Source organism: Streptomyces sp. NPDC054842, from assembly GCF_053611025.1.
This window is the reverse complement of record NZ_JBSGZN010000027.1, coordinates 88,446-100,865: the sequence shown is the minus strand read 5'-3', so window position 1 is coordinate 100,865 and position 12,420 is coordinate 88,446. Positions and strand designations below refer to the sequence as shown.

At 73.9% G+C, this 12,420-nt stretch carries 12 protein-coding genes; 9 read left to right on the top strand and 3 right to left on the bottom strand.

Annotated elements, in window-relative coordinates; translation table 11 throughout:
- The first annotated feature begins 97 nt into the window (after positions 1–97).
- Positions 98–496, top strand: coding sequence for a thioredoxin (gene trxA, locus ACWGIS_RS21865; protein WP_453364111.1), 399 nt, complete (start codon positions 98–100; stop codon positions 494–496).
- A 24-nt stretch (positions 497–520) separates the two neighbouring features.
- On the opposite strand, the gene ACWGIS_RS21860 is transcribed toward trxA, so the two are convergent.
- Together ACWGIS_RS21860 and ACWGIS_RS21855 are read right to left on the bottom strand one after the other, a co-directional pair.
- Entirely contained in the window at positions 521–1,699 is a 1,179-nt protein-coding gene (locus ACWGIS_RS21860) for a 4-hydroxybenzoate 3-monooxygenase (protein ID WP_453364110.1), read from the bottom strand.
- An 18-nt stretch (positions 1,700–1,717) separates the two neighbouring features.
- Positions 1,718–2,764: a LacI family DNA-binding transcriptional regulator gene (locus tag ACWGIS_RS21855; RefSeq protein WP_453364109.1), complete on the bottom strand. Its 1,047-nt coding sequence runs from the start codon at positions 2,762–2,764 to the stop codon at positions 1,718–1,720.
- Positions 2,765–2,940: 176 nt separating this feature from the next.
- Between ACWGIS_RS21855 and ACWGIS_RS21850 the strand changes: the two genes are divergently transcribed.
- From ACWGIS_RS21850 to ACWGIS_RS21835, 4 genes are all read left to right on the top strand, one after another.
- Entirely contained in the window at positions 2,941–4,365 is a 1,425-nt protein-coding gene (locus tag ACWGIS_RS21850; RefSeq protein ID WP_453364108.1) for an amidase, read from the top strand.
- A 55-nt stretch (positions 4,366–4,420) separates the two neighbouring features.
- A complete protein-coding gene (locus tag ACWGIS_RS21845) occupies positions 4,421–4,639 on the top strand; it encodes a hypothetical protein (protein WP_453364107.1) in 219 nt (72 codons plus the stop codon).
- 135 nt (positions 4,640–4,774) lie between these two features.
- Positions 4,775–6,262, top strand: coding sequence for an SPFH domain-containing protein (locus ACWGIS_RS21840; RefSeq protein ID WP_453364106.1), 1,488 nt, complete (start codon positions 4,775–4,777; stop codon positions 6,260–6,262).
- Positions 6,263–6,393: 131 nt separating this feature from the next.
- Positions 6,394–6,837, top strand: coding sequence for a type II toxin-antitoxin system PemK/MazF family toxin (locus tag ACWGIS_RS21835; RefSeq protein WP_453364105.1), 444 nt, complete (start codon positions 6,394–6,396; stop codon positions 6,835–6,837).
- 43 nt (positions 6,838–6,880) lie between these two features.
- Here ACWGIS_RS21835 and ACWGIS_RS21830 read toward each other — a convergent pair whose 3' ends face one another.
- Positions 6,881–7,711 (bottom strand): TIGR02452 family protein, encoded by an 831-nt coding sequence (locus ACWGIS_RS21830; protein WP_453364104.1) that lies wholly within the window; start codon positions 7,709–7,711, stop codon positions 6,881–6,883.
- Between the two features lie 257 nt (positions 7,712–7,968).
- On the opposite strand from ACWGIS_RS21830, the gene egtA reads away from it, so the two are divergent.
- The 4 genes from egtA to egtD are packed head-to-tail and all read left to right on the top strand — an operon-like array spanning position 7,969 to position 12,330.
- A complete protein-coding gene (gene egtA, locus ACWGIS_RS21825; RefSeq protein ID WP_453364103.1) occupies positions 7,969–9,243 on the top strand; it encodes an ergothioneine biosynthesis glutamate--cysteine ligase EgtA in 1,275 nt (424 codons plus the stop codon).
- On the top strand, positions 9,240–10,562 hold the full coding sequence (egtB, locus tag ACWGIS_RS21820) for an ergothioneine biosynthesis protein EgtB (protein ID WP_453364102.1): 1,323 nt from the start codon (positions 9,240–9,242) through the stop codon (positions 10,560–10,562). Before egtA ends, egtB begins: the two co-directional genes overlap by 4 nt.
- Complete coding sequence (gene egtC / locus ACWGIS_RS21815; protein WP_453364101.1) at positions 10,562–11,371, top strand: ergothioneine biosynthesis protein EgtC; 810 nt, start codon at positions 10,562–10,564, stop codon at positions 11,369–11,371. Before egtB ends, egtC begins: the two co-directional genes overlap by 1 nt.
- Complete coding sequence (gene egtD, locus ACWGIS_RS21810; protein WP_453364100.1) at positions 11,368–12,330, top strand: L-histidine N(alpha)-methyltransferase; 963 nt, start codon at positions 11,368–11,370, stop codon at positions 12,328–12,330. The genes egtC and egtD overlap by 4 nt, the downstream gene beginning before the upstream one ends.
- Positions 12,331–12,420 lie beyond the last annotated feature (90 nt).

Here is a 12,420-nt window from a genome sequence, read left to right as displayed (position 1 = left end):
CCGCACGGGTACGTGCGCGGAATACGTCACCGTGGGGCAGCGTTGTCGACAGCGGCTTGCCCCGAGCCGCGAAGTCCAGGGAAGAGGGAAACACGCCATGAGCAGCACCGTGGAGCTCACCAAGGAGAACTTCGACCAGACGGTCACGGACAACGAATTCGTCCTGATCGACTTCTGGGCGGCCTGGTGCGGGCCGTGCCGTCAGTTCGCCCCGGTCTACGAGAAGGCCGCGGAGGCCAACCCCGACCTGGTGTTCGCCAAGGTGGACACCGAGGCGCAGCCCGAGCTGGCGCAGGCGTTCGGCATCCAGTCGATCCCGACGCTGATGATCGTCCGCGACCAGGTCGCGGTGTTCGCGCAGCCCGGCGCGCTTCCGGAGGCCGCCCTGGAGGACGTCATCGGCCAGGCCAGGAAGCTGGACATGGACGAGGTGCGCAAGGCCGTCGCCGAGCAGCAGGCACAGCAGGCTCAGCAGCCCGGGCAGGCCGACGCGTAGGCACCGGCGGGAGCCGTCCGGGGCTCAGAGCGGGATGGGCAGCCCCGTGTAGTTCGCGGCCAGTTCCGCCGCCGCCGGGCGGGACGCGGTGATGCGGCGCAGCCGGGCGAGCTGGAGGCGTTCCTCGAAGGCGTCCCGGTCCGGCCGTGTGTGCAGCATCCGTGTCATGTCGTACGAGAAGCGGGTCGCCTGCCACACCCGGTCGAGGCACAACTCGCTGTACCTGTCCAGGAGTTGCGTCGATCCGGTCAGGTGGAGCTGGGTGAACCCGCGGGCCATGACGCGGACGTCGGACACCGCGAGGTTGAGCCCCTTCGCCCCGGTCGGCGGCACGATGTGGGCGGCGTCCCCGGCGAGCAGGAGCCGCCCGTGGCGCATCGGTTCGTGGACGTGACTGCGCATGCCGGTCACGGACTTGGCCGTGACGGGGCCGCGTTCCAGGGTCCAGTCGCCGTCGATCGCGAGGCGGGCGTCGAGTTCGTCCCAGACGCGGTCGTCGGGCCAGTCGCCGGGGTCCGTGCCGTTGGGGACCTGGAGGTAGAGCCGGGAGACGCGGGGCGAGCGCATGCTGTGCAGCGCGAAGCCGTTCTCCCCGCGGGCGTAGATCAACTCCTCGCAGGAGGGCGCCACATCGGCCAGGACGCCGAGCCAGGAGTACGGGTACCGGTGTTCGTAGGTACGGCTCAGCGCGGCGGGGAAGGTGCCCCGCGCGATGCCGTGGAACCCGTCGCAGCCGACCACGTAGTCACAGTGCAGGGACTCCTCCCGGCCCGCGTGCGTGAAGCGTACGAGGGGGCGCTCGCTCTCCGGCCGCTCGATCACCAGGGCTTCCGCCTCGAACAACAGCGGTGGCCCCTCCGCGAGTTGGAGGGCGATGAGGTCCTTCACGATCTCGGTCTGGGCGTAGATGGTGACCGTGCGGCCGCCGGTGAGGACCGGGAAGTCGATGTGGTGCCGCTCGCGGTCGAAGCGGAGCTCGATGCCGTGGTGCACCATGCCCTCGATGTCGAGGCGTTCGGCGGCGCCGCACTCGCGCAGTGCGTCGACCGTGCCCTGTTCCAGCATGCCGGCGCGCTGTCGCCGTTCCGCGTGGGCGCGGGTCCGCCGTTCCAGGACGACGCAGTCGATCCCCGTCCGGTGCAGCAGCCGGGCCAGGAGCAGCCCGGCGGGTCCGCCTCCGATGATGCCGACCGTCGTCCGCATGACGCGCCTCCCCGGTTGTCAGCTCGATTCGCGGTGCACGACCCTCGCTCCCAGCACATCGTGCGCCTCCGGTGGGGCGGCCGGTTCACGCACCGCCCGGTCGACCAGCTCGGCGAGGTCGCGTCCGGCCGGCAGCTCGATGTGGACGGTGCTCAGCCGCGGGCGGAGCAGCCGGCCGAGCATCAGGTCGTCGGCGCCGATCACGGCCGTCTCCTCGGGGACGATGATGCCCTCGTCCTGGAGGGCCCGCATCAGCAGCATGGCGTACTCGTCGTTGTACGCGTACACCGCGTCCAGGCCCAGTGCACGCCAATTCCCGGCCAGCCGGGCCGCGGACTCCTCGTCGTAGGCGAGCGGCAGCTCGGTGACGTCGGCGTCCGTGCCGTGCGCGGCCCGGCGCACTCCTTCGAGCCGGGGCCGGGAGAAGACCTCCAGGCCGGGCTCCTCGGGGACGACGACTCCGATGCGGCGGCGTCCGCGGGCGAGGAGGTGCTCGCCGGCGCGGCGTCCGACCTCGGCGTGGTCCATGAGCAGCGCGTGCGCGCCCTCGACGCGTTCGGTGCCGACGGTGACGACGGCCCGGGCGCCGGAGCGCTTGAGGACGGCCACGCCCTGGGGGCCGAGTTCGCCGCCCGGCACCAGGACGGCGACGGGGCGCAGCTCCGCCCAGGCGCGGGCGGCCTCGTCGCCGCGCAGGCCGACGCTGCCGTACTGCACGACGGTGTAGTCGAGGCGGCCCAGCGCCCCTTGGAGGTCGTTGAGGAACTGGCTGTAGAGCGGGCCGACCGGCACGTTCGGGGCGGGCATCAGCACCATGCGGCTGTGTCCGGCGCGCAGGCTGCGGGCCGCGGCGTGCGGGACGTAGCCGAGCTCCTCGGCCGCCTCGCGGACGCGGCGGCGGGTGGGCTCGCTGATGCGGACGGCGCTGGTGTTGTTCAGGACGTACGAGACGGTCGCGCGGGACACCCCCGCGAGGCGGGCCACGTCCGCGCTCGTCGGCACGGAGAGTGGTGCGGGCGACGCGGGGGCGGGGTCGTTCGGTATCTGCACCATGACGACCCGCATCCTCGCAGAAGCCCGGCGCGCCGCTTTGCGCCGGGGGCCCTCATGTGCGCGCACCCCCGTCGGCGGTGGCCGGCGGCAGGAACTCCCGCGCGTGGTACGGAAGTTCGGCGTCCCGTACTGCTGCGGGCGCCCGCAGGTTACCGTTCGGTAGACGCCGTGCATCGGGAGGTGCCCGTATGGCCGACGACCGTGCCCCCGGTCTGGCGGAGTGCGCCCGCGCGCTGGCCGGCGGGGAGCTGAGTTCGCGTGAGGCGGTGGAGCGGTCGCTGGCCGGGATCGAGGCGACCCAGCCGTCCCTGAACGCCTTCCGGCGGCTGCGCGCCGAGGAGGCGCTGGCCGAGGCCGACGCCGCCGACCGGGAGCTGGCGGCGGGCGGCCGGCGCCCGTTGCTGGGGGTGCCGGTGGCGGTGAAGGACGACATGGACGTGGCGGGACTGCCGACGGCGTTCGGCTGCCGGGGCGAGTTCCCGCCCCGGGAGCGGGACGGCGAGGCGGTGCGGCGACTGCGCGCGGCGGGTGCCGTGGTCGTCGGCAAGACGAACACCTGCGAGCTGGGCCAGTGGCCCTTCACCGAGGGGCCCGCCTTCGGTGCCACCCGCAATCCCTGGCACACCGGGCACACCCCGGGCGGTTCGTCCGGCGGTTCGGCGGCGGCGGTCGCGGCCGGTCTGGTGCCGGCCGCGCTGGGCTCCGACGGCGCGGGCTCGGTCCGCATCCCGGCCGCCTGGACGCACCTCGTCGGCATCAAGCCGCAGCGGGGGCGGATCTCGACCTGGCCGCGCGCCGAGTCGTTCCAGGGGATCACCGTCAACGGGACGCTGGCGCGTACGGTCGCCGACGCGGCCCTGCTGCTGGACTCCGCGAGCGGTCAGCACAGCGGTGACCTGCACCGTCCGCCGCGGCTGCGGGTGTCCGACGCGGTCGGCCGCGATCCGGGGCGGCTGCGGATCGCGCTCTCGCTGCGGCCGCCGTTCACGGCGCTGCCGGCCCGGCTCGATCCGCGCGTACGCGCGGCGGTCGTCGCGCTCGCGGAGCGTCTGGCCGCGCTCGGGCACGTCGTGGAGGAGGCCGAGCCGCGTTACGGGCGGATCGGGCTCACGTTCGTCCCGCGCGCGACGGCGGGCATCGCCGAGTGGGTGCGCGAGGCTCCCTTCCCCGACCTCCTGGACCGCCGCACCCGGGAGGCGGCTCGGCTGGGCCGGCTGCTCGGCGGCACGCCGCTGCGGTTCGCGCGCCGGGCGGAGGCCGCGCTGCACCGGCGGATCGGCGCCCTCTTCGACTCCTACGACGTCCTCCTCGCGCCGACGACCGCCGCTCCCCCGCCCCGGATCGGCGCCATGCTGGACCTCAGCGGTCTCGGCACCGACCGCGCCATGATCGCCGCCTGCCCCTACGCCTGGCCGTGGAACGTGCTGGGCTGGCCGGGCGTCAACGTCCCCGCCGGGTTCGTGGGCGACGGGCTGCCGGCCGGCGCGCAGCTCCTCGGCCCGGCGCACAGCGAACCCCTCCTGGTGTCACTGGCCGCGCAGTTGGAGGACGACCGTCGCTGGCACGAGCACTGGCCGCCGCCCGCGGAGGCCGCGGACTCCCGGGCCGCTTAGGCGAGTTCGGTACGCGCACACCGTGACCAGCGGCTCCCGGCCGTACGCTGGGGCCATGGACGATGCGTCGATGGTCGGTTTGATGGGGCGGGTCACCGGCACGGTCGGGCCCGGGCTCGTCGGCGAGGTGATCGTCCGGGTGCGGGGCGGGGCCGAGCACTTCCTCGCGTACCCGGCCGCCGCGAAGGAGCGCATCGAGCGGGGCACGGTCGTGATGGTGGTGGAGTACCTGGCGCCGAGGACGGTCTACGTGTCGGCGGCGTACGACAGTTGAGCCGGCCACGGCCCAGGTGAGGGCCGTAGTTCGTCAGAACGGCAACAAGGAACGCCGGCGTATGTACCCGGGCCCGGCCGAGGAGCACACTCCCTCTCGTTCGGTGCCGACAGGGCACCATGCACAGGGGGGCGTATGCCGATGATCGTCGGCGTCGTGGCGGGGGCGGTTGTCCTCGCACTGATCTTCATCTTCGTGGTCTTCAAGCTGATGTGGCGCGTCGCGGAGCCCAACGAAGCACTGATCATCTCGGGTTCGAAGCACCGGACCGAGGGCCTTGAAGAGGGCATGGGATTCCGCATCGTGACGGGCCGCGGCACGCTGGTGATGCCGGGCGTGCAGGCGGTGCGCAAGCTGTCGCTGGATCTGAACGAGACCGAGCTGTCCGTGGACTGCGTGACCCACCAGGGCATTCCCCTGAAGGTGCGGGGCGTGGTCATCTTCAAGGTGGGCGACGACTTCGTGTCGATCGCCAACGCGGGCCGCCGCTTCCTCGACCAGCAGAAGCTGATGGCGGAGCGGGTGCACAACGTGTTCGCCGGTCATCTGCGGTCCATCGTGGGCGGGTTGACCGTCGAGGACATGATCCGCGACCGGGAGAAGCTCACCGGGCAGACCCGGGCCGCCTGCGGCACGGAGATGGAGAAACTGGGACTGATCGTCGACTCGCTGCAGATCCACGAGATCGAGGACCCGACCGGCTACATCAAGAACCTGGCGATGCCGCACGCGGCCGCCGTCCAGCGGGACGCGCGGATCGCCCAGGCCGAGGCCAACCGGCTGGCCACCGAGGCCGAGCAGCAGGCCGCGGCCCGGATGTCGGAGGCCACCCGGGACAGCGAGATCCTCCAGGCCGGCTACCAGGCCGAGCGCGACAAGGCGGCGGCGAAGTCCCGCCAGGCGGGGCCGCTCGCCGACGCCGCGTCGCGGCAGGAGGTCGTGGTGCAGGAGACCCGGGTCGCCGAACTGGAGGCGCAGCGGCGGGAGCAGCAGCTCCAGGCGGACGTCCGCAAGCCGGCGGACGCGAAGGCGTACGAGAAGCGCACGCTGGCCGAGGCCGAGCGTGATGTGCGGATCTCCGCGGCGCAGGCCAAGGCGAAGGAGACGGAACTCGCCGCCGCGGCGGAGGCGACGCGGGTGAAGACGGCCGCGGGCGCCGAGGCGGAGGCGACGAAGGCCCGGGGCGCGGCCGCCGCGACGGCGACCCGTGCCACGGGTGAGGCCGAGGCGGCCGCCGCTCAGGCGCGGGGGCTCGCGGCCGCCGAGGCGACGCGCGCGCAGGGTCTCGCGGAGGCGGAGGCCATCAAGGCGAGGGCGGCCGCCCTGGCCGAGAACCAGGAGGCCGTGGTCGCCCAGCAGCTCGCGGAGAACTGGCCGGAGATCGTCCAGGCGGGCGCGAGCGCGTTCAACAACGTCGAGCACATGGTGCTGCTCAACGGCGCCGACGGGATGTCCGACATGTTCGCCAAGGCGCTCACGATGGGCGGTACGGGGCTGGGCCTGGCGCGTCAGCTGCTCTCCTCGATGAACCAGAACGGGACGGCGGCCGACGGTGCCGCCGGGGTCAGCGGGGTCCCGGCCCCGCGCACCGAGAAGGTGCCGGTGGAGAAGGACGACGCATGAGCCGGGTCCGGCTGCCGGGCGCCTGACGTCCCGGTGCGGTGTCGCGGCCGTGGGCCCTCCCGGGGGACCACGGCCGCGAGGCCGCCGACCCGCGAGGCGGGCGGGGGCCGGCGACCTCTAACGTGCTCCCTGTGACTACCGACATCGACGAAGTCCCCGGCCGCTTCGGGCCGTCGGCGACCACGGAGGCCGCCGCCCGCGAGGTGGGCCCGGTGCGGACCGAGTACTCGCCCGCGCACGACGGCGACCCGGACCCGGGCGAGATCGTCTGGACCTGGGTGCCCTACGAGGAGAACGACGGGCGGGGCAAGGACCGGCCGGTGCTCGTCGTCGCCCGGGAGGCCACGGGCACGTTCCTCGCCGTGCAGCTGTCGAGCCGACGGCACGACGGCGACCGCGACTGGGTGCCGATCGGCAGCGGGCCGTGGGACCGCTCGGGGCGCGACTCGTGGGTGGCCGTGGACCGCGTGCTGCGGCTGCACGAGGACGGCATGCGCCGGGAGGCCTGCGCGCTGGACCGTATGCGGTTCAACCTGGTGGTGCACCGGCTGCGGGAACGCTACGGCTGGCGCTGACCGCGCCCCAGGCATCGGGCGAGTGCCCGCGGGCACGGTGCGTTCAGGGCCGTCGGACGCCCTCGGCGAGGGCGAACGCCTCCTCGAACGCCGCCCGGGTCACCGCGCCCCGGGTCCGGTCGAGCACCCCGAAGACGACGTGGTCGAACGCCCCGGTGAAACGGCCGCCGCCGGTCAGCAGGGCCCGGAAGGCGCCCGCCACCTGCGCGGGGTCGTTCTGGAAGACGCCGCAGCCCCAGGCGCCCAGGACGAGCCGCCGGTAGCCCTGGGCCACCGCCGTCTCCAGCACGCGCCCGGCGCGGACCGCGAGGGCGCGCGGCAGCTCGGCCGCGCGCTCGGGCGCCGTGCGCAGGACGACTCCGGCGTTGGGCGCGGCGGCGGTCAGGAATCCGGCGGTGTACGGCTCGTCCAGCAGCCGGCCGCGGTCGTCGCGGAAGACGGGCACGCCCGGTGAGTGGATGACACGGTCCGTGTAGAACGGGTCGCGGTGGGCGCGGTGGTGGTCGTAGAACGCGCGGGCGCGCAGCACGCAGGTGTAGAGCGCGGACGCCCGGCAGAGGGCCTCCTCCTGGGCCTGCGCGCCGTTCAGATAGCCGCCGCCGGGATTGCGGGCGGAGGCGAAGTTCAGCACGGCCACGGGGCCCGCCAGGCGCCGCGCGGCCTCCAGGCTGCTCTCGCCGGTCACCTCGATCACCGTATCGGCCGGTTCGGCCCGCGGTGCCTCCACGGGGCCCGGCCCGTACACGCGGGTGCCGGCGCGGGCGGTGTCGACCGCCGCGGCGATCGACACCGTGCGTCCGTCGGACGCGCGGTACCGGCCCGCCGCGACGATCTCCTCCGTCTGATGCGCGATCCCGCGCAGCCGTGCGCTCACCGCGCGACCCCCGTACGCGCTGCGAGCGTCTGCCGCCCGGTCTCCCCCGTCGTGCTCATGAACGCATCGTGAGCGATGCTGGTCATGCGACGCAACGGAGTTTTCCGGGCGCTCGAACACCGTTCCTCCGACCCGAAAGCGATGATCTGCACTCTTGTGCGAACCCGCTCGCGTGGTCTTGGGTGGTACGAGCGATGCCGGTCCGGCCCCTCAGAAGCCGGGTCGGCGGCATGATGGAATCTCAGGAGGATCCCGACATGTCCGATTCGGTGAGTGACTGTACGGAGCACCGCTCCCTGGTCACCGAAGCCGAGGTGGAGGCGTTGGTCCGAGGCATCTGCTTCAAGACCGGACCGCCCCGACTCCTCGGCGTGGAAGTGGAATGGCTCGTCCACGAGCTGCGTGAACCGCGGCTCCCCGTAACACCCGCACGACTCGCAGCGGCTTACACCGCCCTGCGGACCCTGCCCCTCCGTTCGGCGCTCACCGTCGAACCGGGCGGCCAGCTGGAGCTCAGCTCCCTTCCCGCCGCCTCCCTGATGGAGTGCATCGAGTCCGTGTCCGCCGACCTCGCCGCCGTACGCGGGGTCCTGCGCGAGACGGGCCTCGGCCTCAGCGGATACGGCCAGGACCCCTGGAACCCCCCGAGCCGCTTTCTGCGGGAACCGCGCTACGAAGCCATGGAGCGCTGCCTCGGCCGCACCGGTCCCGAGGGCAGCGCCATGATGTGCTCCTCCGCCTCCGTCCAGGTGTGTCTGGACGCCGGGCACGAGGAGCCGGGGCCGCTCGGGCACGGGCGGCGCTGGTGGCTCGCGCACCAGCTCGGCGCCGTCCTGGTGGCGGCGTTCGCCAACTCGCCGATGGCCGCCGGACGGCCGACCGGCTGGCGCTCCACCCGCCAGTCGCTGTGGGCGGCGATGGACCCCGGGCGCTCCTGCGCACCCTCGCTCGCGGGCGACCCGCGCGCCGCCTGGGCCCGGCACGTCCTGGACGCCCCGGTGATGTGCGTACGGAACGCGGACGGGCCGTGGTCCGTGCCCGAGGGGCTCACCTTCCGGGCCTGGACGCGGTCCGGCAGCCCGCCGGACCGGACCGACCTGGAGTACCACCTGACCACCCTGTTCCCGCCGGTGCGCCCGCGCGGGCATCTCGAACTGCGCATGATCGACGCCCAGCCGGGCGACGACGGGTGGATGGTGCCGCTCGCCGTCACGACCGCCCTCTTCGACGACGCGGAGGCCGCCGAGACCGCCTACCGGACGGTGAAACCGCTGGCCGAACGGGCGGGCTCGCGGGCCGCCCCGCGCAATCCGCTGTGGACCGAGGCCGCGCGCGACGGCCTCGGCGATCCCGAGCTGCGGGAGGCGGCCGCCGTCTGCTTCGCGGCCGCCGCCGAGGCGCTGCCACGCCTCGGCGCCTCCCCCGCGGTGCGGGAGGCGGTGGCCCGGTTCACCGACGGCTACGTGGCCCGGGGGCGCTGTCCCGCCGACGATCTGCTCGATCAGTTCCACGGGAAGGACATCCGCACATGACCGCCCCCGAATCCCTCACCGACCCGGAGTCGCTCAGGGAGCGCGCCCTGGACGCGCTGGTGACGGCCCGCGACCGTACCGCGCTCCTGACCTCCTGTGTGGAGGAGCCCGAACTGACCGCGCAGCACTCGCCGCTGATGTCGCCGCTGGTGTGGGACCTCGCCCACATCGGCAACCAGGAAGAGCTGTGGCTGCTGCGCGCGGTCGCCGGACGGGAGCCGATGCGCCCGGAGATCGACGGCCTGTACGACGCCTTCGAGCATCCGCGCGCCGAGCGGCCCTCCCTTCCGCTGCTGCCGCCCGAGGAGGCCCGCCGCTACGCCGCCGACGTGCGGGGGCGGGCGCTGGACGTGCTGGAGAGCAGCACCTTCCAGGGCACCCGGCTGACCGAGGCCGGTTTCGCCTTCGGCATGATCGCGCAGCACGAACAGCAGCACGACGAGACCATGCTGATCACCCATCAGCTGCGCCGGGGTCCCGCCGCGCTGACCGCGCCGGACCCGGTGGCCGGACCGCCGTTCACGGGTCCGGCCGAAGTCCTGGTGCCCGGCGGCCCGTTCACCATGGGCACCTCGGCCGAGCCCTGGTCGCTCGACAACGAACGCCCGGCGCACCAGCGCCACATACCGGCGTTCCACATCGACACCACCCCGGTCACCAACGCCGCCTACCAGGCCTTCATGGCGGACGGCGGCTACGAGGACGAGCGCTGGTGGGCGCCCGAGGGCTGGGACCACATCCGCCGGCACTCGATCGGGGCGCCGCTGTACTGGCGCCGTGACGGCGGGCAGTGGCTGCGCCGGCGCTTCGGTGTCACCGAGGTCGTGCCGCCCGACGAGCCCGTGCTGCACGTGTGCTGGTACGAGGCCGACGCGTACGCCCGCTGGGCGGGGCGCCGGCTGCCCACCGAGGCCGAGTGGGAGAAGGCCGCCCGCCACGACCCGGTCTCCGGCCGCTCCCGGCGCTACCCGTGGGGCGACGAGGACCCGACCCCGGACCACGCCAACCTGGGCCAGCGCCACCTGCGCCCGGCACCGGCCGGCGGCTATCCGGCGGGCGAGTCCCCGCTCGGCGTACGGCAGTTGATCGGCGACGTGTGGGAGTGGACGGCGAGCGACTTCACGGCGTACCCGGGCTTCACCCCGTTCCCGTACAAGGAGTACTCGGAGGTGTTCTTCGGCCCGGAGCACAAGGTGCTGCGCGGCGGTTCGTTCGCCGTGGACGCGGTGGCCTGCCGGGGCACGTTCCGCAACTGGGACTACCCCATCCGGCGGCAGATCTTCTCCGGCTTCCGCACCGCCCGCGACGGGGCCGCCTGATGTGCCGTCATGTGGCGTACCTGGGGCCCGAGGAGCCGCTCGGCGCCCTGCTCGTGGCACCGCCGCACGCCCTGTACCGCCAGTCGTGGGCGCCCCGGCGACAGCGCTACGGCACGGTCAACGCCGACGGGTTCGGTGTCGGCTGGTACGCGGCGGGGGACGCCGTGCCCGCCCGTTACCGCCGCCCCGGCCCCATCTGGGGCGACCAGTCCTTCGCGGACCTGGCCCGCGTGGTGCGCTCCGGGGCGCTGCTCGCGGCGGTCCGGGACGCCACCGTGGGCGGCGCCGACGGGGAGGCCGCGGCGGCCCCGTTCGCCGCGGGACGCTGGCTGTTCAGCCACAACGGCGCCATCACGGGCTGGCCCGGCTCGCTGGCCCCGCTCGCGACGACGCTGCCGCCCGCCGCCCTGCTGTCGATGGAGGCCCGCTGCGACTCGGCGCTCGTGTGGGCGCTGGTCCTGGAACGGCTGCGCGGCGGTGACGACGAGAGCCAGGCGCTCTCCGACACGGTCCTGGAGGTCGCCGCGGCGGCCCCCGGATCGCGGCTCAACCTGCTGCTCACCAACGGCGAGACGATCACGGCCACCGCCTGGGGCGACACCCTGTGGTACCTCGCCGAACCGGGCCGCCGCACCGTCGTGGCCTCCGAACCGTACGACGACGATCCGCACTGGCAGGAGGTGCCGGACCGCACGCTGCTCGCGGCGAGCCGCACCGACGTCCTGCTCACTCCCCTCAAGGACCCGCAGGAACAGAGCGCGCCGCAAGGACACCTGGCATCCGCCCCACCCGAGGAGCCCCGCACGTGAGCCCGTTCCTTCTCACCCGCACCCTGCCCGAGGACGCCACGGAGGCGGCGCTGCGCGCCGACGTCCTGCACGGCCTCACCCGTACGCCCAAGACGCTGCCGCCCAAGTGGTTCTACGACGCACACGGCAGCGAGCTCTTCGAGAAGATCACCGAACTGCCGGAGTACTACCCGACCCGGGCCGAGCGCGAGATCCTCCGGGCCCGGGCGGGCGAGATCGCCGCGGCGGCCGGCGCCCGTACCGTCGTCGAGCTGGGTTCCGGTTCCAGCGAGAAGACCCGGTACCTGCTCGACGCCCTGCCGGGGCTGCACACGTACGTGCCGGTCGACGTGAGCGAGAGCGCCCTGAGCCTGGCCGGGCGGGCGCTGGCCGACGAGCGCCCGGACCTCGACGTGCACGCGCTGATCGCCGACTTCACGGCGGACCTCACCCTGCCGGACACGCCGGGCCCGCGGCTCGTCGCGTTCCTCGGCGGCACGATCGGCAATCTGCTGCCCGCCGAACGCGCGGCGTTCCTGTCGTCCGTACGCTCCCTGCTGGCGCCCGGGGACACGCTGCTGCTGGGCACGGACCTGGTGAAGGACCCGGCGGTGCTGGTGGCCGCGTACGACGACGCGGCGGGGGTGACGGCCGCGTTCGACAAGAACGTGCTGTCCGTCGTCAACCGGGAACTCGGCGCCGACTTCGACCTCGGCGGGTTCGAGCACGTCGCGCTCTGGGACGCCGAGAACGAGTGGATCGAGATGCGGCTGCGCTCGCGCACCGCGCAGACCGTGAAGATCCCGGCACTGGAACTCGCCGTCGACTTCGAGGAGGGGGAGGAGCTGCGCACCGAGATCTCCGCGAAGTTCCGGAAGGAGAAGGTGCGCGGTGAGCTGGCCGCCGCGGGGCTGGAGTTGGCGCACTGGTGGACGGACGGCGAGGCGCGCTTCGCGCTCTCGCTGAGCGTCGCCCGGTAGGCGTGTGCCGGTGCGGCGCGGGTGCCGGTGACGTGCCGGTGCGGGTGCCGGACGCGTCGTCCGCGGCGCGTACCCCGGGCCGCGCGTGAC

Coding starts and splice junctions, on each gene's coding strand:
- trxA (WP_453364111.1), top strand. CDS start 98: ATGAGCAGCACCGTGGAGCTCACCAAGGAGAACTTCGACCAGACGGTC.
- ACWGIS_RS21840 (WP_453364106.1), top strand. CDS start 4,775: ATGCCGATGATCGTCGGCGTCGTGGCGGGGGCGGTTGTCCTCGCACTG.
- ACWGIS_RS21845 (WP_453364107.1), top strand. CDS start 4,421: ATGGACGATGCGTCGATGGTCGGTTTGATGGGGCGGGTCACCGGCACG.
- egtC (WP_453364101.1), top strand. CDS start 10,562: ATGTGCCGTCATGTGGCGTACCTGGGGCCCGAGGAGCCGCTCGGCGCC.
- egtB (WP_453364102.1), top strand. CDS start 9,240: ATGACCGCCCCCGAATCCCTCACCGACCCGGAGTCGCTCAGGGAGCGC.
- egtA (WP_453364103.1), top strand. CDS start 7,969: ATGTCCGATTCGGTGAGTGACTGTACGGAGCACCGCTCCCTGGTCACC.
- ACWGIS_RS21850 (WP_453364108.1), top strand. CDS start 2,941: ATGGCCGACGACCGTGCCCCCGGTCTGGCGGAGTGCGCCCGCGCGCTG.
- ACWGIS_RS21860 (WP_453364110.1), bottom strand. CDS start 1,699: ATGCGGACGACGGTCGGCATCATCGGAGGCGGACCCGCCGGGCTGCTC.
- ACWGIS_RS21855 (WP_453364109.1), bottom strand. CDS start 2,764: ATGCGGGTCGTCATGGTGCAGATACCGAACGACCCCGCCCCCGCGTCG.